The following is a 24,420-nucleotide window of genomic DNA, read 5'->3' on the forward strand; positions in this document are numbered from 1 at the left end:
AAGGCAGCGCGGAGTCTAAGCCCTGATCGGGTCAGGGCACTGTTCATCGCTGGCTCATTCGCCGCGCTCCAGGCGGGCGATCTCCTCGGCTCGGGCGGCAAGGATCAGGGCGGCGGCGCGCTCCTGGTCCATGTCCTCGATGCCGAACTCGAGGATCTCATCGGCGGCCAGGTCCGACAGGTCCTCACTCGTACGCACGCCATGGCCGGCCAGGGCGTAGGCGGTTGCCTCGTCCATGCCTTCCAGGGCGAGCAGGTCTTCGGACGGCGAACCATCTTCCAGACCCTCTTCCACCGCCAGCGCTTCGTTGAGCAGCGCATCGCGGGCACGGGCACGCAGCTCTTCGACGATGTCTTCGTCGAAGCCTTCCACGGCCAGCAGTTCGCCGACCGGGACGTAGGCGATTTCTTCCACGGTGTTGAAGCCTTCGGTCACCAGGATGGCGGCGATTTCTTCATCCACTTCCAGCTTGTCCATGAACAGCTGACGGGCAACGCCCTGCTCGGCCTCGGACTTGGCGGTCACCTGGTCCTGGGTCATCACATTGAGCTGCCAACCGGTCAGGCGGCTGGCCAGGCGCACGTTCTGGCCGCCCTTGCCGATTGCCTGCGCCAGGCGCTCTTCAGCGACGGCCAGGTCCATCGAGTGCTTGTCTTCATCAACGATGATGGACTGCACTTCCGCCGGCGCCATCGCATTGATGACGAAGTTGGCGGGGTTGTCGTTCCACAGCACGATATCCACGCGCTCGCCATTGAGCTCGTTGGACACCGCCTGCACGCGCGAACCGCGCATGCCGATGCAGGCGCCGATCGGATCGGTGCGCGCATCGTGGGCGAGCACGGCAATCTTTGCGCGGTCGCCCGGATCGCGGGCACAGGCCTTGATCTCGACCAGGCCCTGGCCCACTTCCGGCACTTCCAGCTTGAACAGCTCGATCATGAATTCCGGGGCAGCGCGGCTGATGAACAGCTGCGGGCCGCGCGGTTCCGAACGCACTTCGGCCAGGTAACCGCGCACGCGGTCGCCGGCGCGCAGCACGTCGCGCGGAATGCCCTTGTCCTTCGGAATGAACGCTTCGGCGTTGCCGCCCAGGTCCACGTAGATGTTGCCGCGCTCGGCGCGCTTGACCACGCCGGTGACCAATTCGCCCACGCGGTCCTTCCACGCATCCACGACCTGCTGGCGTTCGGCTTCGCGCACGCGCTGGACGATCACCTGCTTGGCGGCCTGCGCCGCGATGCGGCCGAAGTCCGGGTTTTCGATCTGTTCTTCGATGTAGTCGCCCACTTCCACGCCATCGGCTTCGTCCAGGGCGTCCATCAGGCGCACCTGGCGATCCGGCGATTCCATGACCACGTCATCGGCCACCACTTCCCAGCGGCGGAAGGTTTCGTAGGTGCCGTCCTTGTGGTCGATCGACACACGGGCCAGCACTTCCTCATCGGGGTAGCGCTTCTTCGCTGCCGAAGCCAGGGCGGCCTCGATGGCATCGAAGATCACTTCACGCGGGACGCCCTTTTCATTGGCGACCGCATCCACTACCAGCAAAAGTTCCTTGCTCATTGTTGGCTCACTCCGCGCGCGGCTTCTTGGCCGCCGGCTCGTTGGATGGTTTCTTGTTCGCCTTGCCACCCTGCTTGGGTGCCGGGCCAGTCGGTTTGGTCGGAGCCAGGCCGAGGGCGGCCCAGTCCGGCATGATGCGTGCCTTGTCGATGTTCTCGACATCGGCGGTAAACGGGGAATTGTCGACCTTGAAGGTGACGGTATTCTGCTCGGCGTCGACGCCGAGGATTTCGCCCTGCAGGCGGCGGCGACCGTCCTGCGGCAGCTTCAGCACGACCTTGGCCGATTCGCCAATGGCGCGCTCGAACTGCTCGCGGGTGAACAGCGGACGGTCCACGCCCGGCGACGACACTTCCAGCGTGTAGTTGGCGCTGATCGGGTCTTCCACGTCCAGCTGGGCCGAGACCTCGCGGCTTACGCGCTCGCAGTCGTCGATATTGACGACACGGTCGGGCTGCTCCGCCAGCGGCACGTCGATGTACAGGCGCAGCGTGGCGCCGCCCGGGGCGGTCAGGTACTCCACACCCAGCAGCTCGAGACCCAGCGACTGAACGGTGGGGGCGAGCAGATTCGCGATTTCGGTTGCCTTGTCGCTCACAGTCTGCCTTGGTTCGTTGAAAGAGGTGCTGCCCCGGCGCACGGCCTGGGGCCCGGAAACAACAAAGGGCCCGCTGGGCCCCTTGTCCGGTACGACTCCGGTCATGCTGGATTCCGGTTGCAGATCACGCGCGGTGCATGATGCTGCGAGCCCAGCCTTCCGGGGGGTCACGACTACCTGAGGGGAAGTCGCACGGCCCGGAAGCCGGTCGCGGGACGGTCCACATTCCGGGGAATGGGTCCAGTCAGGTAGTCCGCTAAGCCGTGGATGATAGCGGTTGCACCGCGCTGGTGCAACGGGCGCGGGCCTTGGGCAGGCTAATCCGCCCCTGCATTCAGCTTCGTTCATGCCCTGGCGACGCCAACGAAAAAAGCGACCCCGTTGCCAGGATCGCCTTTTCGTCTACTGCATCTGCACTGCAGATTTTCTGTGGTAGCGGGGGCAGGATTTGAACCTGCGACCTTCGGGTTATGAGCCCGACGAGCTGCCAGACTGCTCCACCCCGCAGCAGAAGCGGAATTGTAATGGCTGTTCTGAATCCGTGCAACCACTGCGTCACGGTTCGCGCTGCCGGTACCAGTCTGCGACCACTTGGTTCAGTTCCCGGTTCCGGATGGCCGAGGCCCGCCGGGCAGCGCCGGTCTGCGGCTTGAACAGCACCGCCTCACTTGCCACAGTCAACATGCGTTCGCCCGGCTTGCTGGCAACCCCTCCCAGGTATGCAGTGACCTCCACGCCCAGCGTATCGGCAAGCACCTGCCCTTGCGAGGCGTTACCGCCCACGGCGCCGTAACAGGACTGCAACTGGATGTCCTTCTGCCTCAAGCGGCCGGTTCCTGCAGCCTTCGCCATACGCGCCAGCTCCACACCGTCCAGGGTTCTCTCTCCCCAATACGTCGTAGCAGGATCACCGTGCGCGCGCACGATGTCGAACTTCGGCCCCCGCCAGACCATCGCTTCCTCCGGCCCAAGCGTTTTGTAAGGCACCTTCACGCGTGCAGCGCGTGCCAGACGCGCACTGCGCACGGCATGCGCGCCCAGAGCTCCTGCGGTGCCGATCGCGAGAGCCCCTGCAAGCATGCCCAGAAGCAACGCACTCTGCTTCTGCCCCTTGAGCCCCGCGACCAACGCGGTCCCGACCATCGCCATCGCTCCCATCCCCAGCAAGCCCGCAACCGGCAATAGAAAGTGGCCACTGGGATCTGCGTTGTTGACCGGATCACCCATCACGTAGGCGTAAGGATTGATGCCGCCCTTTCCGAAAGGGCTCTGGGTGTCAGGACTGTGGAACCGCATCAGCACCGGGTTGTAGATGCGATACCCGTTGCCCAGGAACTGCCAGGCTCCGCCCGGCTCATGCAGCTGGCCGTTGTAGCCCAGCCAGCCGCGGGTCTCGGCGTGAAGGCGGACGCGTGGCCCTGTTCCGGCAAGTGACGGCATGGAACCCCCTTCGGCGCGCGGTCCGCGCCAGGCATGTGTCCCCCGACGCGCCGATCATTGGCCCGGCACAATTAAAGAACGGTGATGAAGGCGCGCCGCGACGCTTGCACCCTCAGCGCGACCGCACTGCGTGCGCGGCACGGGCAACCACGCGCATGCCCCGGCCGACCGGATGCAGCGCGGTATTGAGCACCGAGGTGACCCGTCTGGCCACGCCGGTCTGCGGACGGAACACGGTGGATATGTGGTCGTCGGGACCCGCATTGGAGTTCCGCGCCTGCATTCCGTGGGTGCGGCCCCTGTATCCCCTGACCGGTACCTTGAGTGTGTTGGCCAGCCGCTGCGCCTGCGACGCATGGCGCCCGCCGACGGCGGAGTAACAGGACAGCATGTTGATCGGTTTGAAGCGATAGCCCGGTCCCACCGCCGTGCTCACCTGCCGGGCCAGCGCGTGCCCGCTCACCGCACCCGTGGAACCGGTGGCGAAGGGAAGCCCATGGGCGACCAGCTCATCGCCGTGCGCTCCGGAGGCAAAGCGCAACTCGCCGATGCGCACGGTCCGGCCGGGCTGCACGGTCGGCACCGGGGGCGTGGCGGGTGGCACGCCGACGGCGTTCACGCGCGAGGACGCCCGCAGCAGGTGCATTCCCCCTGCCGCCGCCACGCCCACGCCCAGCGCAACGGCGGCCAGGATGCCGGCCGTGGTGCCCTCCCCCTCTGTCCCGGCCACGGCCGAGCCGACCAAGGCCCCAGTGCCCGCCAACACGGCTGCGCCCAACACAAACTTTGCGAAATGACCGCTGGGATCGGCCAGGTTGATAGGATCGCCCTGGAACGCGGCGTAGGCATTGAGGCCTCCTTCTGCAAACGGACTGAGGCTGTCCGGGCGATGGAACCGCCTCAATGCAGGGCTGTAGACGCGATACCCGTTCCCCAGGATCTGCCACTGCGTACCCGCGACATGCAGTTCACCGTGGAAGCCCAGCGACATGCCCGCATGCCTCAGCGCACGCCCGACAGGCGCTGCATCACGCCCGCCCGGGTTCTGCGGTTCAGCGCGGTATTGCGTATCGCCGTGCTGACCCGGGCAAGCCCGGTCTGGGGGTGGAACACCCTGGCCTGGTACACGCCCATGGGTCTGTGGGTGAACGCGTTGCCTGCGACCGGACCCACGAAGCCGATCACCGGCTGCCGCAGGCCATCGGCCACCACCTGCGCCTGCGGCGCCGGCCCGGTTCCCGAATTGCACGACAGATAGACCAGCGGTTTGTCGCCCAGCCCCTTCGACCTGAGAAACGCAGTCATCTCGGTACCGTCCAGGGGCGTGTTGCCGACCAGGGATCCATTGGAACTTCCGTGCACGTCGAGCCAGTCCTTGTTCTGTCCGCGGTGGATGCGCACCTCTCCCAGGCGCGAGCTCGATTGCCTGCGGACCACCCCACGCGCCGCGGCCGCCAGCAGGGCCACCGCAAGGACAGCGCCCCCCAGCATGGCCAGGAACTTCGCACTCCTGCTGTCGCCGGTGAGGGCCACTGCGCCGGCCGCGCCGAACAAGGCCACCGCGCCACCGCCGAAAATCGCTGCGATCGGCATCAGGAAATGTCCACTGGGATCGGCATGATTGATCGGGTCGTCACCGCAGTAGCAGTACGCGTTCATGCCACCTCGGCCGAACGGGCTGCTCTGATCGGGGATGTGGAAGCGTCTCAGCCGCGGGTTTTACACGCGGTAACCGTTGCCCAGGAACTGCCAGCACCGGCCCGGCTCATGCAACTGGCCGTTGTAGCCCAGTCGCACGTGCACTGCCGGCAGCGCATGACTGGCCTGACGATGGCTGTTCCCTGCAACGCGAATGGCACACGGCACCGTCATACCGGGTAAATCGGCTTGGCTTCTACCCACCGTTCCGACCCATCCCGGATGAGCGCATGGCGCACCGGCAGCGGCACCCGTTGCGGATCGCGTGCAGCGCGCAGGGCAGATGGCGACGGCGGCGGCGGTGGTGGAGGCAGGTCCGACGAAACGAACGCACGACGTCGAGGCTGCGCGCGCTGGATCGCGACCTTCGGCGGCGGGCTCGACGGTGCCACCGGGCTCGACACCGCTGGCGAGCCCAACCGCGCCGGCGCCGAGAGCCGTCTGTTCACGACCGGGGCCGCCGGGGTCGGCGGCGTGATGGGGGGCGCCGACGTCGTAAGGGGTGTGGCCGCCGGTGCGGACACCGGTGACCCGATCCGGGTCGCCGCAGCAGGCTTTCGCTTGACCCAGGCGTGATGACCCAGCTTGAGGCTCATTCCAGCGAACATGACCGCTGCGGCAATCGTCAGTGCCCGCTGGGTATCGTTCTTTGACGCCGCTGCAAGGCCGATAGCAGAAAGCGACCCCGCTGTTGCGGCGACTACCAGGGCGACCAGCGGTGTCCTCAACCTGAAGCCAAGAAGATTGGCGGTGAACACGTTGAGCGACCAATGGCCACTGGGGTCCACCTGGTTGATCGGATCGAGCTGGCAATAGCCGTAAGCGTTGAGGCCACCCTTTCCGAATGGGCTCATGTCGTCGGGGCTGTGGAAGCGCATCAGCACCGGGTTGTAGACGCGGTACCCGTTGCCAAGGATCTGCCAGGACCCTGCGGGCTCATGCAACACCCCGTTATAGCCCAGCACGGAAGTAGATGAGGACACGATTACCCCTGGCCGACTGGCCGACTCATGCGTGTGTCCCCCGACAAGCCCACGAAATACGCCCACCGCAATTAAAAGGGCGTGTAGAGCGGGTCCCTGCCCCGCTGCCCCTGCTCTGCACCACCCAAACAAAAAAGCGACCCCGTTGCCGGAATCGCTTTTTCGTCCACTGCCGCCGGCATGCACCGGGGCTATTTGGTAGCGGGGGCAGGATTTGAACCTGCGACCTTCGGGTTATGAGCCCGACGAGCTGCCAGACTGCTCCACCCCGCAGCAGAAGTGGTTGAGTCGATTCAATACCGCAACGATGTTCTGGCGAAACCGCTGCATCAACAACTCAGGAAACGAATATTACACTAATTGCGCAGCTTTGTGTCGATTTTCAAGCAAGATGCGCAAACGCCTGCTGGCACCAGACCATGATCGGGTTCCAGGCCAGACCCAGCGCCAGCAACGCCAGCGCGTTCACGCCCAGCACCACGCCCAGCACGCGGTCGTTATTGGCCGGCAGCGGCTCGCCCACCGGCTCGTCGAAGTACATGACCTTGATGACGCGCAGGTAGTAGAAGCAACCAATCACCGCACAGATCACACCCAGGATCGCCAGCCACAGCATGCCGCCATTGATGGCTGCGCCCAGCACCGCCAGCTTGGTCCAGAAGCCCAGGAACGGCGGGATGCCGGCCATGGACGCCATGATGCACAGCACCAGCCCTGCCATCCACGGGTTGCGGGCATTCAGGCCCTTCAGGTCGTCGATCTTCTCGGCCTCGAACCCATTGCGCGACAGCGCGATGATCGCGCCGAAGCCGGCGGTGGACATGATTGCGTAGCTCACGGCGTAGAACAGCGCCGCCGCGTAACCGCGCTCACCGCCGCCGGCAATGCCCAGCAGCAGGAAGCCGATGTGGGAGACGGTCGAATAGGCCAGCATGCGCTTGAGGTTGCTCTGCGCGATCGCCATCAGGTTGCCGACCACCAGCGACAGCGCGGCCAAGCCACCGATCAGGTACTTCCATTCGTCCGAGAGCGGCCCGATGCCCATTTCCAGCAGGCGGTACGCCATGCCGAACGCAGCCAGCTTCGGCGCCGAGCTGATGAACAGCGCCACCGGCGCCGGGGCGCCCTGGTAGACGTCGGGCAGCCACATGTGGAACGGCGCGGCGCCGAGCTTGAAGGCGACGCCGGCGATCATGAACACCGCGCCGGTCAGCAGCAGCATCTTCTCGTCGGACTGCGGAATGGCCGCATTGATCGCGTCCAGGTGCAGCGAACCGGTGGCACCGTAGATCAGCGACATGCCGTACAGCAGCAGGCCCGAGGCCAGCGAACCCAGCACGATGTACTTCATCGCCGCTTCGGTCGCCAGGCCATTGTCACGGTTGCTGGCCACCAGTGCGTAGGAGCACAGCGCCAGCAGTTCCAGGCCCAGGTACACCATCAGCAGGCTGCCGGCCGAGACCAGGATCATCATGCCGGCGGTGGCGAACATCACCAGCACCGGGATCTCGCCCTGGAACAGGTCGCGTTCGCGCAGGTAACTCCAGCCGTAGACCAGGGTCAGGCCGCTGCACAGCACGACCACGACCTTCATCACGTCGGCGGCGGTGTCGCGGACGAACATGCCGTGGAAGACCTCACCCTGCCCGCCCACGCCGGTGGCGAGCATGAACAGCACGACTGCCAGCGCGGCAACCGAGAACAGGTGGGTCCAGATCTTGTTCTGCTTGCTGATGAACAGGTCCAGGATCATCAGGGCGAACGCACTGCCGATCAGCACCAGCTCCGGAGCGAGCGGCGGCAGGTCAGCGGCAGTCAATGGCAACAGCGGCGAGGTGGTCATCATCAAATCCTGGAATTACAGCAGCTTGCTGGATGCGATCTGCATCGCCAGCTTTGCGATCGAGGGCTCCATCAGGTCGGTCAGCGGCTTGGGATACAGACCCAGCGCCAGCGTACCGATGGCAAACACGCCCAGCACCAGCCACTCACGGCCGTTGATGTCCTTCAGTTCGGCCACGTGGGCATTGGCCACTTCGCCGAAGAACACGCGCTTGTACAGCCACAGCGTGTAGGCCGCGGTGATCACCAGGGTGGTCGCGGCCGCCAGGGCCAGCCACGGATTACGCTGGAAGCTGGCCATGATGACCATGAACTCGCCCACGAAACCGCTGGTGCCCGGCAGGCCCGCGTTGGCCATGAAGAACAGCATGGCGAAGGTGGCGAACCACGGCATCACGTTGACCACGCCGCCGTAATCGGCGATGCGGCGGCTGTGCATGCGGTCGTACAGCACGCCCACGCAGGAGAACATCGCGCCGGACACGAAGCCGTGCGACACCATCTGCACCATCGCGCCCTGCAGGCCCAGGCGGGCGGCATCGGCATTGCCGGCATCACGCACCAGCCACAGGGCAATGAAGGTGCCCAGGGTGACAAACCCCATGTGCGCGATCGACGAATAGGCGATCAGCTTCTTCATGTCGTCCTGGACCAGGGCGACCAGGCCGACGTAGATCACCGCGATCAGCGACAGCGCGATCACCAGCCAGGCCCATTCCTGCGAGGCATCCGGGACGATCGGCAGGTTGAAGCGCAGGAATCCGTAACCACCGATCTTCAGCGCGATGGCGGCCAGGATCACCGAACCGGCGGTCGGCGCTTCCACGTGCGCGTCCGGCAGCCAGGTGTGGACCGGGAACATCGGCACCTTGACCGCGAACGCGATCAGGAACGCGAAGAAGATCCAGGTCTGCTCCTGCGCGGTCAGCTGCAGCTGGTACAGGTCGGCCAGCTGGAAGCTGCCGCCCTTCAGGTACAGGTAGATCAGCGCCACCAGCATCAGCACCGAGCCGAGGAAGGTGTACAGGAAGAACTTCAGCGCGGCGTAGATGCGACGCGGACCGCCCCAGACACCGATGATCAGGAACATCGGGATCAGCATCGCTTCGAAGAACACGTAGAACAGCATCGCGTCGGTCGCAGCGAAGATGCCCACGGTGACGCCTTCCAGGATCAGGAAGGCGGCCACGTACTGGTTGACCCGCTTGTCGATGGCGCTCCAGGCACCGATCAGCGCCAGCACCGAGACCAGGGTGGTCAGCAGGATCAGCGCGATGGCGATGCCGTCCACGCCGAGGTTGTAGCCGATGTCGTAGGCCGGGATCCAGGCGCGGGTTTCGACGAACTGCAGCGCGTCGTTGGCCACGTCGTAGCCGCTGAGCAGCGACAGGCTCGCCACGAAGGTGAGCACCGCCACGCCCAGCGACGCCCAGCGGGCGGTCTGCGCATCACGGATGGCAAGGATCAAGGCACCGCCGAGGATCGGCAGCCAGATGAGAACACTGAGTAGAGGCCAGTTCGACACGTCTTCTTATTCCGTACAGGTCATCAACGCAGGTAATGCATCAGGACGCCCAGGAGGGCAATCAGGCCGATGATCATCGCGAAGGCGTAGTGATAGAGGAAACCGGATTGGGTGCGACGCAGCAGGTTGGCGGCCAGATCGATCAGGCGTGCCGAACCGTTGACCACCACACCATCGACGATGTTCGTGTCGATCGCGCGCGAAACCTTGCCCAGCTTGACGCCGCCACCGGCGAAGCCGCCGATCCACAGCTTGTCGAAGCCGTACTTGTTCTCCAGCACCGACACCAGCGGCGCAAAGGTCTTGCGCGCGCGGGTCGCCAGTTCCGGCTTCCACAGGTAGAACAGCACCGCCAGCAGGAAGCCGGCCACGGTCAGGAAGAAGGCCGGGGCCATCATGCCGTGCAGCGCGAACGCCACCGGACCGTGGAATTCTTCGGCCAGGGCACCGAGGGTGTCGCGCGCCGGGTCGTAGAAATCCACCACGCCGGTGAAGAACGAATGCACCTGGCCCGGGATGCCGTGCTCGGCATGGTGACCGGCCCAGTCGGTGCCGTACAGCATCGGACCGATGCTGAAGAAACCGATCACGATCGACGGGATCGCCAGCAGGATCAGCGGCAGGGTCACCACCCACGGGGTTTCGTGCGGCTCATGCGGACCGTGGCCATGGCCGTGGTCATCATGGTGCGCCTCACCGTGGTGGGCGTCGGCCGCGTGCGCGTCGCCGTGATGGTCGTCGTGGCCGTGGCCATGGGCGTCATCGTGGTGCGCGTCGCGGAAACGTTCCTTGCCATGGAAGGTCAGGAACAGCAGGCGGAAGCTGTAGAAACTGGTGACGATCACGCCACCCAGCACGGCCCAGTAGCCATAGGTCGCCACCCAGCTCGAGGACACGTGCGCATGGTGCTGCGCCGCCTCGATGATGGTGTCCTTGGAGTAGAAGCCGGAGAAGAACGGCGTACCGACCAGGGCCAGGGTACCGATCCACATGGTGATGAAGGTGATCGGCATGTACTTGCGCAGGCCGCCCATCCTGCGCATGTCCTGCTCGTGGTGCATGGCGATGATCACCGAGCCCGCGCCGAGGAACAGCAGCGCCTTGAAGAAGGCGTGGGTCATCAGGTGGAACACGGCCGCCGAATAGGCCGACACGCCCAGCGCCACGGTCATGTAACCCAGCTGCGACAGCGTGGAGTACGCCACTACGCGCTTGATGTCGTTCTGCACGATGCCGATCAGGCCGGTGAAGAACGCGGTGGTGGCACCGATGAACAGCACGAAATTCAGCGCGGTCTGCGACAGCTCGAACAGCGGCGACATGCGCGTGACCATGAAGATGCCCGCGGTGACCATGGTCGCGGCATGGATCAGCGCCGAGATCGGGGTCGGGCCTTCCATCGAGTCCGGCAGCCACACGTGCAGCGGCACCTGGGCCGACTTGCCCATCGCGCCGATGAACAGGCAGATGCAGATGATGGTGGCGATCGACCAGATCACCGGCTCGCTCAGCAGCTGGAAGCTCTGGCCGAACAGGCTGATCGATCCCGACCACACCTGCAGCTGCGCTTCCGGATGGGCCAGGATGGTGGCGTTGGCGAAGACCGTGGCGTAGTCCAGGGTGCCGAACACCCACAGCACGCCGGCGATGCCCAGGATGAAGCCGAAGTCACCGACACGGTTGACCAGGAACGCCTTCATGTTGGCGAAGATCGCGGTCGGGCGCTTGAACCAGAAACCGATCAGCAGGTACGACACCAGGCCCACCGCTTCCCAGCCGAAGAACAGCTGCAGGAAGTTGTTGCTCATCACCAGGGTGAGCATCGAGAAGGTGAACAGCGAGATGTAGCTGAAGAACCGCTGGTAGCCCGGGTCATCCTGCATGTAGCCGATGGTGTACACGTGGACCAGGAACGACACGAAGGTCACCACCACCATCATCATGGCGGTGAGCTTGTCGATCATGAAGCCGACGTGCGCCGCGTAGCGGCCCACTTCGAAGAAGGTGTAGACGTTTTCGTTGAACGGCTGCGCACCGCCCCACAGCAGCTGGTAGAACACATAGCTGGACAGCACGCAGCTGACGGCGACGCCGAGGATGGTGACGGTCTGGGCGCCGAGGCGCCCGACCTGGCGACCGAACAGGCCGGCGATGATGCTGCCGAGCAGTGGCGCAAGCACCACGGCGATCAACAGACTCTTGGAGAGAGTAATTTCCATCTACGGATCAGCCCTTCAGCGAATCGACTTCGCCGACATTGATGGTGCGGCGGGTACGGAACAGGGTTACCAGGATCGCGAGGCCGATCGCGGCCTCGGCCGCGGCCACGGTCAGGATGAAGAACACGAACAGCTGGCCGGCCGTGTCGCCCATCTCACGCGAGAACCCGACGAAATTGATGTTCACCGACAACAGCATCAGTTCGATGGACATCAACAGCACGATGATGTTCTTGCGGTTGAGGAAGATGCCGGCGAGGCTGATGCAGAACAGCAGCGCGCCAAGGGCCAGGATATGACCAAGGGTGATCACGGGGCGGCCTCCTCGTTGCTGGACGGCGGGGTACGGGTATGGATCACCGGCTTCTCGGCATCCATCTTGACCACGCGCAGGCGGTCATGGCCCTTGACCATGGTCTGCTCGGACGGGTTCTGGGTCTTCAGGCCGGTGCGACGGCGCAGGGTCAGCATCACCGCGGCCACCACGGCCACGGTCAGGATGACGGCGGCGAATTCGAACGGCAGCAGGTATTCGGTGAACAGGCTGCGCGCAAGCCAGGTGATGTTGGAGCTGTCGGCAGCCAGCGCGGCGGCGTTGTCGGCCGGCAGCGGGTTGACCGCCCTGCCCTTCACGCCGATCAGGATCAGCATCTGCACCAGCATGGTGACCGCGACCACCAGGCCCAGCGGCAGGTAACGCACCCAGCCTTCGCGCAGGTTGGTGGCGTCGATGTCCAGCATCATCACCACGAACAGGAACAGCACCATCACCGCGCCGACGTAGACCAGCACCAGCGCCACGCCGAGGAACTCAGCCCCGACCAGGATCCAGATGCAGGCCACGGAGAAGAAGGTCAGGATCAGGCACAGCACGGCGTAGACCGGATTGCGCACGCTGATCACCGCCGCAGCGGAAATGCCCGCCACGATGGAGAAGACCCAGAAGAAGATATTTACCCAATCCATCATGGACCTCAGCGGAAAGCGGCGTCGGCGGCGCGACGCTCGGCGATCTCGGCTTCAAGCCGATCACCGAGGGCCAGCAGCTGCGGCTTGGTAACGATGTTCTCGCCACGGTTCTCGAAGTGGTACTCGAGGATGTGGGTTTCGACGATCGAGTCCACCGGGCAGCTTTCCTCGCAGAAGCCGCAGAAGATGCACTTGAACAGGTCGATGTCGTAGCGGGTGGTACGGCGGGTGCCGTCTTCACGCTTGGCCGAATCGATGGTGATCGCCAGCGCCGGGCACACCGCTTCGCACAGCTTGCAGGCGATGCAGCGTTCTTCGCCGTTGGGATAACGGCGCAGCGCGTGCAGGCCGCGGAAACGCGGCGACTGCGGGAACTTCTCCATCGGGTACATCAGCGTGTACTTCGGCTTGAACGTGTACTTCAGGGTCAGCCACAGCCCCCCGAGCAGCTCGAGCAGCAGCAGGCTTTTGAAGTAATGGGTAATTCGATTCATCACTTAGACGCCCTTCTGGATCACGCCGTAGAACACCATCAACGCCGTCACAGCAATCCACGCGATGGTGAGCGGGATGAAGACCTTCCAGCCCAGACGCATGATCTGGTCGTAACGGAAGCGCGGGAAGCTGGCACGGAACCAGATGTAGGCGCTGGCGAAGAAGAACACCTTCAGCAGCAGCCACGGGGCACCCCCCTTCCAGATCCAGTCGATCCACGGCGAGATGTCCGCCGTGATCCAGCCCTGGAACGGGCTCAGCCAGCCGCCGAGGAAGAAGATCGAGATCAGGAAGCTGATCAGGATCATGTTGGCGTATTCGGCCAGGAAGAACAGCGCGAACGCACCACCGGAGTACTCGACCATGTGGCCGGCGACGATTTCCGATTCGCCTTCCACCACGTCGAACGGCGCGCGGTTGGTTTCGGCCACGCCGGACACCCAGTACACGATGAACAGTGGGAACAGCGGGATCAGGAACCAGTCGAAGAAGCCGGAGTTGCCGGCCTGCGCCATCACGATGCTGCTCAGGTTCAGGCTGCCGGCGGCGATCATCACGCCGACCAGGGCAAAGCCCATCGCGATTTCGTAGCTGATCATCTGTGCCGAGGCGCGCATCGCCCCCAGGAAGGCGTACTTGGAGTTGGACGCCCAACCGGCCAGGATGATGCCGTACACGCCCAGCGAGGTCATCGCCAGCAGGTACAGCAGGCCCGCGTTGGCGTTGGACAGCACCACCTGCGCGTCGAAGGGCACCACCGACCAGGCCGCGAAGGCCGGTGCCAGGGTGATCAGCGGCGCCAGCACGAACATCGCCTTGTGCGAGCTCGCCGGCTGGATGATCTCCTTGAACAGCAGCTTGAAGACGTCGGCGAAGGCCTGGAAGATGCCCATGCCCACGTACATCGGGCCGTGGCGGACGTGCATCCAGCCGATCAGCTTGCGTTCCCAGACCACGAAGAACGCCACCGCGATGATCACCGGCATGGCGATCACCAGGATCTTCAGCACGATCCACAGCAGCGCGCCGATCTCACCCAGGCCCAGGAGCCATTGGTGGAGCGGGTCGACCGCGTTCAACAGCAATTCGTTCATGCAGCCACCACCGTTACGCGTGCGGCACCCAGCGGTGCGGTTGCACCGTGGCCCGATTCAATCCAGACCGAGCCCGCGGCGACGCGGGCGTCGACCACCACCGGCAGCGTGGCGCGACCGGCATCGGTGCCGACCTTGGCCATCTGCCCTTCGACCAACTGCATGCGGGCGGCGTCATCGGCATTGAGCACGATGCGCGGCGCGGTGTTGAGCGGGTGCGACTGCAGCGCCTGGGCGCGACGGACCACCGCGTCGGTGCGGTAGATCGCAGCGGTGGACGCCACTTCCAGGCCGTCGCCCGCCACCGGCGCTGCCGCCGAGGCGGACACGGTGACGGTCACCGGGGCCAGGCTGGCGCGCAGGCCGGCCAGGTCGGTGAAGTCGAACCCGGCCAATGCCAGCTCGCCACCCAGCGCACGCAGCACGCGCCAGCCTTCACGGGCTTCGCCCGGCAGCTTGCCGCCGGCACGCGCCGACTGCTCGCGACCATCGAGGTTGGTCAGGGTGGCGTCGATTTCCGGCAGCGCGCCAATCGGCAGGATCACATCGGCCACATCGCGGGTCGAGGCGCAGGCGAACTGGCTGAACGCCACGACCTGCGCACCGGCCAACGCCTTGCGGGCGGCGGCGGTATCGGCGAAATCCAGGCCCGGCTCGATGCCGTACAGGGCATAAGCCTTGCGCGGCTGGGCCAGCATGGCGTTGACGTCCTTGCCGGCCGGCAGCACGCCGGCGCGGGACAGGCCCACGGCATTGGCGCCCTGCGGAATGCGGCACAGCCTGGCGCCGGTGGCGGCGGCGAAGTCACGCGCGGCAGCGCGGATCGCGGCAGCCTGCGGGTGGTTTTCGGCGATGCCACCGACGATGAGCACAGCGCTGCCGGTCACGGCCTGGCGCAGGTCGGCGTTGCCCAGGGCCTCGACGAACTTCGACGGGGCCACGATCTGCTTGCCGGCCAGCTTGAAGGCGAAATCGAAGTCGACCGGGTTGATCGCGTGGATCTTCGCGTTGCGCGTGGTCTGCGCCTTGCGCAGGCGGGCGTGCAGCAGCGGCAGCTCGTGGCGGATGTTGCTGCCGAGCACGACGATGCTGTCGGCGCCTTCGATCTCGGCCAGCGACAGGCCGAAGATCTCGGCAGTGGCGGCGTCGGAGAAGTCGCGGTTGTGGATGCGGTGGTCGATGTTGCCGGTACCCAGGCCGCTGGCGAGACGGGCCAGCAGCGCGCCCTCCTCGTTCGAGGCCGACGGGTGCACCAGCACGCCGAGGTCGTCGCCCTTGTTGGCCGACAGGATCTCGCGGGCAGCGGCCAGGCCTTCAGCCCAGCTCACTTCCTGCCATTCGCCATTGACCTTGCGCAGCGGCTTGACCGCGCGGTCGGCGCTGTACAGGCCCTGGTGCGAATAACGGTCGCGGTCGGACAGCCAGCATTCGTTGACCAGTTCGTTGTCGCGCGGCACCGAACGCAGCACTTCGCCGCGGCGCACGTGCAGGAACAGGTTCGAGCCCATGGCGTCGTGGTAACCCAGCGACTCGCGCGCGGTCAGTTCCCACGGACGGGCGCGGAACTGGAACACCTTGTTGGTCAGCGCGCCGACCGGGCAGACGTCGACGACGTTGCCGGACAGTTCGGTGGTCAGCGGCTTGCCGTCGTAGGTGCCGATCTGCAGGTTCTCACCACGGTACATGCCACCCAGTTCGTAGGTACCGGCAACGTCGGCAGTGAAGCGGACGCAGCGGGTGCACTGGATGCAGCGGGTCATTTCGGTGGCGACCAGCGGACCGATGTCCTCGTCGGGCACCACGCGCTTGCGCTCGTTGAAACGGCTCACCGAGCGGCCGTAGCCGAGCGAGACGTCCTGCAGTTCGCACTCGCCGCCCTGGTCGCAGATCGGGCAGTCCAGCGGGTGGTTGATGAGCAGGAACTCCATCACCGAACGCTGGAACTTGAGCGCCTTTTCGCTGCGGGTGGCGACCTTCATGCCATCCATCACCGGGGTGGCGCAGGCCGGCGCCGGCTTCGGCGACTTTTCGACGTCAACCAGGCACATGCGGCAGTTGGCCGCGATCGGCAGCTTCTCGTGGTAGCAGAAGCGCGGGATCGGGATGCCGGCCTTGTCGGCGGCCTGGATGATCATCGAGCCCTTGGGCACGACCAGGGACTGGCCGTCGATCTCGACGGTCACATGCCCTTCCGGCACGATCGCCGGGGTGCCACCAGGATTGTTGGGTTGCGCGCTCATGCGGCGGCTGCCTCCACCTTCTTGCCGTCAACCATCGAATGACCGTTGACGATGTAGTACTCGAATTCGTCCCAGAACTGGCGCAGGAAGCCCTGGATGGGCCATGCCGCCGCTTCACCGAACGCACAGATGGTGTGGCCTTCGATCTGGCCAGCCACGGCCTTCAACTGGTGCAGGTCTTCCATGGTCGCCTTGCCGGCGACGATGCGCTCGAGCACGCGGTGCATCCAGCCGGTGCCTTCACGGCACGGGGTGCACTGGCCACAGGATTCCTTGTGGAAGAACTGGCTGATGCGGCAGGCGAACTTGACGCAGCAGACGCTGTCGTCCAGCACCACGATGGCACCCGACCCCAGGCCGGTGCCCAGGGCACGCAGGGTGTCGTAGTCCATCTGCAGGCCCTTGAGCTCGTCGGCCTTGAGCACCGGCATCGAGACGCCGCCCGGCACCGCGCCCTTGAGGGTGCGGCCCGGCTTGAGGCCACCGGCCATTTCCAGCAGTTCGTCGAAGGTGGTGCCCAGCGGCACTTCGAAGTTGCCGCCCTTCTGCACGCAGCCGGAGACCGAGAAGATCTTCGGGCCGCCGTTCTTGGTCAGGCTCAGGGACTGGAACCATTCCGGGCCGTTGCGGATGATCGCCGGCACCGAGGCATAGGTCTCGGTGTTGTTGATCGTCGACGGCTTGCCATACAGGCCGAAGTTGGCCGGGAACGGCGGCTTGTAGCGCGGCTGGCCTTTCTTGCCTTCCAGCGATTCCATCAGCGCGGTTTCTTCGCCGCAGATGTAGGCGCCGGCGCCCAGCGCCCCGTAGATGTCGATGTCCACGCCGCTGCCGAGGATGTCCTTGCCCAGCCAGCCGTTCGCATATGCGTCGGCCAGGGCCTGCTCGAAGTTCTCGAACGGCTCGTGGTGGAACTCACCGCGCAGGTAGTTGTAGCCCACGGTGCTGCCAGTGGCGTAGCAGGCGATCGCCATGCCTTCCACCACCGAATGCGGGTTGTAGCGCAGGATGTCGCGGTCCTTGCAGGTACCCGGCTCGGATTCGTCCGAGTTGCACAGGATGTACTTCTGCATGGTGCCCTTGGGCATGAAGGACCACTTCAGGCCGGTCGGGAAGCCGGCGCCACCGCGGCCACGCAGGTTCGACTGCTTGACCATCTCGATGACCTGCTCCGGCGAGATCTTCTCTTCGAGGATCTTGCGCAGGGCGGCATAGCCACCGGTCTTGAGGTAGTTCTCGTACGACCACGGGGTGTCGTAGTGCAAGGTGGTGTAGACCACCTGGTGCGGCAGCGGTGCGGGACCGACCGGGCCCTGGGGTGCGTGATGATGTGCCATGTCTTACTCCAACCCGTCCAGCAGCTCGTCGACTTTCTCGACGGTCAGGCGCTCGTGGTAATGGCCGTTGATGACCATCATCGGCGCACCGGCGCAACCGGCCAGGCATTCTTCTTCACGCTTGAGGTAGATGCGGCCATCGGCGGTGGACTGGCCGGTCCTGCAGCCGAGCTTCTTCTCGGCATGCGCGACCAGGTCTTCGGCGCCGTTCAACCAGCAGCTGATGTTGGTGCAGAAGGCGACGTTGTGGCGGCCGACCTTTTCCAGCTCGAACATCGAGTAGAAACTGGCCACTTCGTAGGCCCACACCGGCGGCAGGTCGAGGTACTTGGCCACGCCGGCGATCAGTTCGTCGGTCAGCCAGCCACCGTTCTGTTCCTGGGCGGCATGCAGGCCCTGCAGCACCGCCGAACGCTTGCGGTCCGGCGGGAACTTGGACAGCCAGTGTTCGATGTGCGCGCGCGTCTTGTCGCTCAACACCACCATCGGGTCGACGTCGCGCGCCGCCTCGAAATTACCTGTCGCCTTCATCGGCCGACCTCAGCAGATACCAAATCGTGGGGAACCAGAACCTGCAGCGCCGGCAGCAGCCGGCAGGTGTCTGGCATCGTGCATGCGCGGGCCATTACCGGTCCACCTCACCGAACACGAGGTCGTAGGTGCCGATCATGGCCACCACGTCGGCGAGCATGTGCCCGCGTACGACCGAGTCGATCGAGGACAGATGGGCGAAGCCCGGCGCGCGCAGGTGCACGCGGAACGGCTTGTTGGCCCCATCGGACATCAGGTAGCAGCCGAACTCGCCCTTGGGCGCTTCGACCGCGGCATAGGTTTCGCCGGCCGGGACGCAGTAGCCTTCACTGAACAGCTTGAAGTGATGGATCAGCGCTTCCATGTCGTCCTTCATGTCCTCGCGGCTGGGCGGCGCGACCTTGAAGTTCTTGACCATCACCGGGCCGGGGTTGGCACGCAGCCAGTCCACGCACTGCTTGATGATGCGGTTGGATTCGCGCATCTCGGCCACGCGGACCAGGTAACGGTCGTAGCAGTCGCCTTCCTTGCCCAGCGGGATGTCGAAATCAACGGCGTCGTACTTCGCGTACGGCTGCTTCTTGCGCAGGTCCCAGGCAATGCCCGAGCCGCGCAGCATCACGCCGGTCATGCCCCAGGCATGTGCCAGTTCCGGGCTGACCACGCCGATGCCGACCGTACGCTGCTTCCAGATACGGTTGTCGGTGAGCAGGGTTTCGTATTCGTCGACGCGCTTGGGGAACTCGACGGTGAAGTTTTCCAGGAAGTCCAGCAGCGACCCTTCGCGCGAGGCGTTGAGGTTCTTGAGGGCCTTGCCCTTGTGCCAGCGCGATTCCTTGTACTTCGGCATCTGGTCCGGCAGGTCGCGGTAGACGCCGCCCGGACGGTAGTACGCCGCGTGCATGCGCGCACCGCTGACCGCTTCGTAGCAGTCCATCAGCTCTTCGCGCTCGCGGAAGGCGTACAGCATCACCGCCATCGCGCCCAGGTCGAGCGCGTTGGACCCCAGCCACATCAGGTGGTTCAGGATGCGGGTGATTTCGTCGAACATGGTGCGGATGTACTGGGCACGCTCGGGCGCTTCGATTCCCATCAGGGTTTCGATGGCGCGCACATAGGCGTGCTCGTTGCACATCATGGACACGTAATCCAGGCGGTCCATGTACCCGATGGACTGGTTGAACGGCTTGGATTCGGCCAGCTTTTCGGTGCCACGATGCAGCAGGCCGACGTGCGGGTCGGCGCGCATGATGGTTTCGCCGTCCATTTCCAGGATCAGGCGCAGCACACCGTGCGCGGCCGGATGCTGGGGACCGAAGTTCATGGTGTAGTTGCGGATTTCCTGGCGCAGTTCGGCCGGGTTGCTCGCAAATGCCTGGTGGGCCTGGTTGAACTCACTCACTTGCTTGCCTCCGACTGCGCGGTTTCACCGGCAGCGGTCTGGAAACGGGCATCGTCGCGGATCACGCGCGGCACGCCGACGCGGGGTTCCACCGAGGTCACCGGTTCATAGATCACGCGCTTCTTTTCTTCGTCGTAGCGCACTTCGACGTTGCCGATCAGCGGGAAGTCCTTGCGGAACGGATGCCCCACGAAGCCGTAGTCGGTCAGGATGCGGCGCAGGTCCGGGTGACCTTCGAAGATCACGCCGAACAGGTCGAACGCTTCGCGTTCGAACCAGTTCAGGCCCGGCCACACGCTGGTCAGCGAGGCGACCACCGGCAGTTCCTCGTTCGGCGCGAAGCAGCGGATGCGCATGGTGAGGTTGTGCTGGTAGGAACGCAGCTGGGCGACCACGGCGAAACGCTGCAGCGGCACCGGCTGCGGCTGGGTGCCTTCGGGGGTTTCGCGGGTGGGGAACTCGCCCCAGGCGAAACGGCCGACCGACGTGCCTTCGACGCCACGGCTGAAGCCGTGCGAGGAGACATCGGCGGTGTCCCACTCATCACTGCCGTAGCCGAGGTAGTCCAGGCCGCACAGGTCGACCGCCTGCTCGAAACCGAGTTCGTCGCGCAGCGCCAGCGCAGTGGCATGCCAGTCGGCAGCGGGCACTTCCAGCGTCACTTCGCCGCGGGGTTCGACCACGAAGACCTGCGCACCAGCGAAACGTGCGGAGAGTCGGTCGATGAAGGATGCTTGCTCTGCCATGGGGGCTTGGCGCGCTCTTGTCAGGATGGAGGTCAGCGGGCGATGGTCTGCGTACGCCAGATCTTCTTCTGCAGCTGCAGGATCCCGTACACCAACGCTTCGGCGGTAGGCGGACAACCGGGGACGTACACGTCCACCGGGACCACGCGGTCGCAGCCACGCACCACTGCATAGGAGTAGTGGTAGTAGCCGCCACCGTTGGCGCAGCTGCCCATGGAGATGACCCACTTCGGGTCCGGCATCTGGTCGTAGACCTTGCGCAGGGCCGGGGCCATCTTGTTGACCAGGGTGCCGGCCACGATCATCACGTCGGACTGACGCGGCGACGGGCGGAACACCACGCCGTAGCGGTCAAGGTCCAGGCGCGCGGCGCCGGCATGCATCATTTCGACCGCGCAGCAGGCCAGGCCGAAGGTCATCGGCCACATCGAGCCGGTCCGTGCCCAGTTCAACAGCGCGTCGACGCTGGTGGTCACGTAGCCCTTCTCGAGCAGCGGGTTGTCGCCTTCGGGGCGCAGGATGTCGTCGACCCGCCCTTCCGGGACCGGGTTGTTCATCAGGCCATCGAGAGTCTGAATTACTCCCATTCCAGCGCTCCCTTCTTCCAGACGTAAATGAAACCGAGGAAAAGCATGCCCACGAACAGGCCCATCGTGACCAGCGAACGTGCGCCCAGCTCCATGAAGACCTGGGTCCACGGCACGATGAAGATGATTTCCAAGTCAAATACGATGAACTGGATGGCGATCAGGTAGTAGCGCACGTCGAACTTCATGCGCGCATCTTCGAAAGCCTCGAAGCCGCATTCGTACGGCGAGAGCTTTTTAAGGTCTGGTCGTCGGGGAGCGAGGAATCGGCCAATCGCCATCAGCGCAACGCCGATACCGGTGGCAACCATCAGAAACAGCAGGGACGGCAAATATTCGGCCAGCACAGCGATTCTCTCTTGCCTCTGCCGCCACGCCTGCAGGCGTCTTGGCATGGGGGAGTGGACGGAAAACGTTACTGGCGCTTTGCGCGCCAGACGAACCCGCTTACAAACAAAATGGTGCCCAAGAGGGGACTCGAACCCCTACGACCTAAGTCGCTACCACCTCAAGGTAGTGCGTCTACCAATTCCGCCACCTGGGCTTACGTATCGCGCCGAGGGGAGTTCCTACCGGATTCCCCCAACGCGCCGCATATTGTAACCGTCTTCAGCGAGTCTGGGAGCCTTCCGAAGGCTTTTCTTCACCCGATTTCGGCGTTTCCGCCTGAGCCGGCACAGCCGCCGGCGGAACCGGCTGCGGCGCAGCGGCTTCCGGGGCCTTCGGCACGGCCGGAAGCTCGCCGGCGGGGACGGCCGGGGCGGTGGCCGCCGCCGGGGCCGACATCACACCGAGATCCTGCTGGGCCATCGGGCGTGCGCCATGGGTGGCATACCAGGCCATGAACAGACTGATGCCGAAGAACACCACGGCCAGCCACTTGGTCGACTTGGACAGGAAGTTGGACGCACCACGCGCGCCGAACACCGTGCCCGAGGCGCCAGCGCCGAAGCCCGAGCCTGCGGCCGCGCCGGAACCACGCTGCATCAGGATGAGCGCGATCATGGCAACCGCCACCAGCACATAGACCACATTGAGGATCAACATCAGCATTTCGAATCCGTCCTCGGACATTGCGTGCCGACCCGGGGCCGGCAACCATTCTTGTTAGTGCCCGACCGCCGCATGGGCGATGGCCAGGAAATCCGCGGCCACCAGCGAGGCGCCGCCCACCAGCCCACCATCGACATCGGGCTGCGCGAACAGCTCCCCGGCATTGTCGGGCTTCACGCTGCCGCCGTACAGGATCGGCAACGAATCGGCGATTCTAGCATCCCGCTTGGCCACTTCGCCACGGATGAAGGCATGGACCTGCTGGGCCTGTTCCTTGCTGGCGGTCCGGCCGGTGCCGATGGCCCAGACCGGCTCGTAGGCAACCACGGCATGCTGGAAGCCGGCCGCGCCGACCAGTTCCAGCACGGGGGCCAGCTGCCCGGCAATGACGTCCTCGGTCTGGCCGGCTTCGCGCTGCTCGAGGGTTTCACCGACGCACAGCACCGGGACCAGGCCGGCGTGCACGGCGGCGGCGAACTTGCGGGCGACCAGTTCGCTGCTTTCATTGTGGTACTGGCGGCGCTCGGAGTGGCCGACCAGGCCATAGCGTGCGCCGACGTCGGCCAGCATTGCGGCGCAGACTTCGCCGGTATAGGCGCCCTTTTCATTGGAGCTGACGTCCTGCGAGCCAAAAGCGACAGCACGACCTTCAAAGGCGTCGACCAGCTCGCCCAGGTACGGCAGCGGCGGCAGGATGACGACCTCCACCCCCTCCTTCGGCAGGCTGGCGACGATGTCGCTGACCAGGTCGGTCGCGAATTGGCGGCTGCCGTGCAGCTTCCAGTTACCGGCGACGATCTTGCGGCGCATGGGCGGGCTCCTTTGGGTATCAGCCGGCAATGATACCGGATGTAACGAATCCGCGTTTCCCGAAAACGCTTACATTTCAATTGGATATTGCGAGAGCCAGAGCCAGAGCCAGAGCCAGAGCCAGAGCCAGAGCAGATCAAGGTTACCGGCTCGTATGGGTTGCGGGGCCGGGGCGCACGCATTGGAGCGGTAAGGCGTACCGACCAACGGTCGGCACCTACCGGAATGATCGATCACCCATTGGTAGGCCACGACCGTTGGTCGTGGCGCTGTTTCCGTCCGGCATCGACCCACCTTCGGGGGCGAGGGCACCAATAAAAAAGGCCACCTCGCGGTGGCCTTCAACAATCACTTCAGCTTGATCTCGCGCAGTCGCTCTTCCAGGAAGCCATGCGCGGTGATCGGCTCCGGGTAGCGGCTCGGGTTTTCCGGGGTGATGCAGGTCGGCAGCACGTCGATCAGGAAGTCCGGGTTCGGGTGCAGGAAGAACGGCACCGAGTAGCGCGGCTGGCGCGCCTGCTCGCCCGGGGGGTTGACCACGCGGTGGATGGTCGACGGGTACACGTGGTTGGTCAGGCGCTGCAGCATGTCGCCGATGTTGACCACGATGGTGTCCGCGTCCGAGGTGAACGGCACCCACTTGCCCTCGTGCGACTGCACCTCCAGCCCGGCCGCGCTCGCGCCGACCAGCAGCGTGATGAAGTTGATGTCGCCGTGGGCGCCCGCGCGCACGTTCGGGATGTCGTCAGCGGTGATCGGCGGGTAGTGGATCGGGCGCAGGATCGAGTTGCCGTTGTTGGTCTTGTCGGCGAAGAAGTCGATCGGCAGGCCGATGTGCAGCGCCAGGGCCGACAGCACGCGCGAGCCCAGCGTGTCCAGCGCCTGGTACAGGCCGTAGCCCTTCTCCTTGAAACCCGGAACCTCGGTCGGCCACAGGTTGGGGGCCATCACGTCACGGTACGTCGAGTCGTCCGGGATCTCACGGCCGATGTGCCAGAACTCCTTCAGGTCGAAGTGCTTGGACCCCTTCGCCGTTTCCACCCCGAACGGGGTATAGCCGCGCGCACCGCCGGTGCCCGGCAGGTGGTACTGCAGCTTGGTCTGCTCCGGCAGCGCGAAGAAGGCCTTGAAGACCTCGTAAGCCCCGTCGATGTCCGCCTGCGGAATGCCGTGGTTGCGGATGCCCGCGAAACCCCATTCGCGGTAGGCCGCCCCCAGCTCGGCGACGAAGGCATCGCGGTCACTGTCAAAGCGGGTGATGTCGAGGGTGGGGATCTGGCTCACT

23 protein-coding genes and 3 tRNA genes are annotated in these 24,420 nt (G+C 65.0%); all 26 read right to left on the reverse strand.

Translation table 11 applies throughout. The features are described from left to right. Positions 1-54 precede the first annotated feature (54 nt). The 26 genes from nusA to ACIGII_RS03555 all read right to left on the reverse strand — a co-directional run bounded on the left by nusA (position 55) and on the right by ACIGII_RS03555 (position 24,419). The gene (nusA, locus tag ACIGII_RS03430) at positions 55-1,566 is read right to left on the reverse strand and encodes a transcription termination factor NusA (protein ID WP_399640277.1); all 1,512 of its coding nucleotides are present in this window, start codon (positions 1,564-1,566) and stop codon (positions 55-57) included. Between the two features lie 7 nt (positions 1,567-1,573). After that, positions 1,574-2,164, reverse strand: a complete 591-nt coding sequence (rimP, locus tag ACIGII_RS03435) for a ribosome maturation factor RimP (RefSeq protein WP_399640279.1) — start codon at positions 2,162-2,164, stop codon at positions 1,574-1,576. A gap of 430 nt (positions 2,165-2,594) precedes the next feature. Further along, a tRNA-Met gene (locus ACIGII_RS03440) sits at positions 2,595-2,671 on the reverse strand. Positions 2,672-2,719: 48 nt separating this feature from the next. Continuing rightward, positions 2,720-3,604, reverse strand: coding sequence for an RHS repeat-associated core domain-containing protein (locus ACIGII_RS03445; protein WP_399640281.1), 885 nt, complete (start codon positions 3,602-3,604; stop codon positions 2,720-2,722). 112 nt (positions 3,605-3,716) lie between these two features. Beyond that, positions 3,717-4,589, reverse strand: a complete 873-nt coding sequence (locus ACIGII_RS03450; protein WP_399640397.1) for an RHS repeat-associated core domain-containing protein — start codon at positions 4,587-4,589, stop codon at positions 3,717-3,719. 17 nt (positions 4,590-4,606) lie between these two features. Then, positions 4,607-5,314, reverse strand: a complete 708-nt coding sequence (locus ACIGII_RS03455; RefSeq protein ID WP_399640400.1) for a hypothetical protein — start codon at positions 5,312-5,314, stop codon at positions 4,607-4,609. Between the two features lie 158 nt (positions 5,315-5,472). Beyond that, positions 5,473-6,285, reverse strand: a complete 813-nt coding sequence (locus tag ACIGII_RS03460; protein ID WP_399640283.1) for an RHS repeat-associated core domain-containing protein — start codon at positions 6,283-6,285, stop codon at positions 5,473-5,475. Between the two features lie 196 nt (positions 6,286-6,481). Further along, positions 6,482-6,558, reverse strand: a tRNA-Met gene (locus ACIGII_RS03465). Between the two features lie 109 nt (positions 6,559-6,667). Continuing rightward, entirely contained in the window at positions 6,668-8,128 is a 1,461-nt protein-coding gene (nuoN, locus tag ACIGII_RS03470) for an NADH-quinone oxidoreductase subunit NuoN (RefSeq protein ID WP_399640285.1), read from the reverse strand. 15 nt (positions 8,129-8,143) lie between these two features. Next, positions 8,144-9,652 (reverse strand): NADH-quinone oxidoreductase subunit M, encoded by a 1,509-nt coding sequence (locus tag ACIGII_RS03475; RefSeq protein WP_399640288.1) that lies wholly within the window; start codon positions 9,650-9,652, stop codon positions 8,144-8,146. Positions 9,653-9,675: 23 nt separating this feature from the next. Next, positions 9,676-11,871, reverse strand: a complete 2,196-nt coding sequence (gene nuoL, locus ACIGII_RS03480; RefSeq protein ID WP_399640291.1) for an NADH-quinone oxidoreductase subunit L — start codon at positions 11,869-11,871, stop codon at positions 9,676-9,678. A 7-nt stretch (positions 11,872-11,878) separates the two neighbouring features. Then, entirely contained in the window at positions 11,879-12,184 is a 306-nt protein-coding gene (nuoK, locus tag ACIGII_RS03485) for an NADH-quinone oxidoreductase subunit NuoK (protein ID WP_068853402.1), read from the reverse strand. Further along, positions 12,181-12,840: an NADH-quinone oxidoreductase subunit J gene (locus ACIGII_RS03490; RefSeq protein WP_399640293.1), complete on the reverse strand. Its 660-nt coding sequence runs from the start codon at positions 12,838-12,840 to the stop codon at positions 12,181-12,183. Before ACIGII_RS03490 ends, nuoK begins: the two co-directional genes overlap by 4 nt. Positions 12,841-12,845: 5 nt before the next feature. Next, positions 12,846-13,334 (reverse strand): NADH-quinone oxidoreductase subunit NuoI, encoded by a 489-nt coding sequence (gene nuoI, locus ACIGII_RS03495; RefSeq protein ID WP_145479915.1) that lies wholly within the window; start codon positions 13,332-13,334, stop codon positions 12,846-12,848. Positions 13,335-13,337: 3 nt separating this feature from the next. Then, a complete protein-coding gene (gene nuoH / locus ACIGII_RS03500) occupies positions 13,338-14,429 on the reverse strand; it encodes an NADH-quinone oxidoreductase subunit NuoH (RefSeq protein WP_314103702.1) in 1,092 nt (363 codons plus the stop codon). Next, on the reverse strand, positions 14,426-16,669 hold the full coding sequence (nuoG, locus tag ACIGII_RS03505) for an NADH-quinone oxidoreductase subunit NuoG (protein ID WP_399640296.1): 2,244 nt from the start codon (positions 16,667-16,669) through the stop codon (positions 14,426-14,428). The genes nuoH and nuoG overlap by 4 nt, the downstream gene beginning before the upstream one ends. Beyond that, a complete protein-coding gene (gene nuoF / locus ACIGII_RS03510) occupies positions 16,666-18,006 on the reverse strand; it encodes an NADH-quinone oxidoreductase subunit NuoF (RefSeq protein ID WP_399640299.1) in 1,341 nt (446 codons plus the stop codon). Before nuoF ends, nuoG begins: the two co-directional genes overlap by 4 nt. A gap of 3 nt (positions 18,007-18,009) precedes the next feature. Further along, positions 18,010-18,537 carry an NADH-quinone oxidoreductase subunit NuoE gene (gene nuoE, locus ACIGII_RS03515; RefSeq protein ID WP_145479907.1) on the reverse strand — a complete coding sequence of 176 codons (528 nt, stop codon included), beginning with the start codon at positions 18,535-18,537 and terminating at the stop codon, positions 18,010-18,012. A gap of 94 nt (positions 18,538-18,631) precedes the next feature. Continuing rightward, positions 18,632-19,939 carry an NADH-quinone oxidoreductase subunit D gene (locus tag ACIGII_RS03520; RefSeq protein WP_399640301.1) on the reverse strand — a complete coding sequence of 436 codons (1,308 nt, stop codon included), beginning with the start codon at positions 19,937-19,939 and terminating at the stop codon, positions 18,632-18,634. Continuing rightward, complete coding sequence (locus tag ACIGII_RS03525; RefSeq protein ID WP_399640303.1) at positions 19,936-20,685, reverse strand: NADH-quinone oxidoreductase subunit C; 750 nt, start codon at positions 20,683-20,685, stop codon at positions 19,936-19,938. Before ACIGII_RS03525 ends, ACIGII_RS03520 begins: the two co-directional genes overlap by 4 nt. A gap of 32 nt (positions 20,686-20,717) precedes the next feature. Then, positions 20,718-21,272 (reverse strand): NADH-quinone oxidoreductase subunit B family protein, encoded by a 555-nt coding sequence (locus ACIGII_RS03530; RefSeq protein ID WP_017354657.1) that lies wholly within the window; start codon positions 21,270-21,272, stop codon positions 20,718-20,720. Next, positions 21,263-21,619, reverse strand: a complete 357-nt coding sequence (locus tag ACIGII_RS03535) for an NADH-quinone oxidoreductase subunit A (protein WP_399640306.1) — start codon at positions 21,617-21,619, stop codon at positions 21,263-21,265. The genes ACIGII_RS03530 and ACIGII_RS03535 overlap by 10 nt, the downstream gene beginning before the upstream one ends. A 112-nt stretch (positions 21,620-21,731) precedes the next feature. Then, positions 21,732-21,816: transfer RNA gene (locus ACIGII_RS03540), tRNA-Leu, on the reverse strand. A 65-nt stretch (positions 21,817-21,881) separates the two neighbouring features. Next, positions 21,882-22,325 carry a preprotein translocase subunit SecG gene (secG, locus tag ACIGII_RS03545; protein WP_399640309.1) on the reverse strand — a complete coding sequence of 148 codons (444 nt, stop codon included), beginning with the start codon at positions 22,323-22,325 and terminating at the stop codon, positions 21,882-21,884. 54 nt (positions 22,326-22,379) lie between these two features. Further along, positions 22,380-23,135, reverse strand: a complete 756-nt coding sequence (gene tpiA / locus ACIGII_RS03550; protein WP_399640311.1) for a triose-phosphate isomerase — start codon at positions 23,133-23,135, stop codon at positions 22,380-22,382. Between the two features lie 348 nt (positions 23,136-23,483). After that, complete coding sequence (locus ACIGII_RS03555) at positions 23,484-24,419, reverse strand: isopenicillin N synthase family dioxygenase (RefSeq protein ID WP_399640313.1); 936 nt, start codon at positions 24,417-24,419, stop codon at positions 23,484-23,486. Between the last annotated feature and the right edge of the window lies 1 nt (position 24,420).

Source organism: Stenotrophomonas sp. NPDC077420 (assembly GCF_044543385.1).
Classification (GTDB): Bacteria; Pseudomonadota; Gammaproteobacteria; order Xanthomonadales; family Xanthomonadaceae; genus Stenotrophomonas.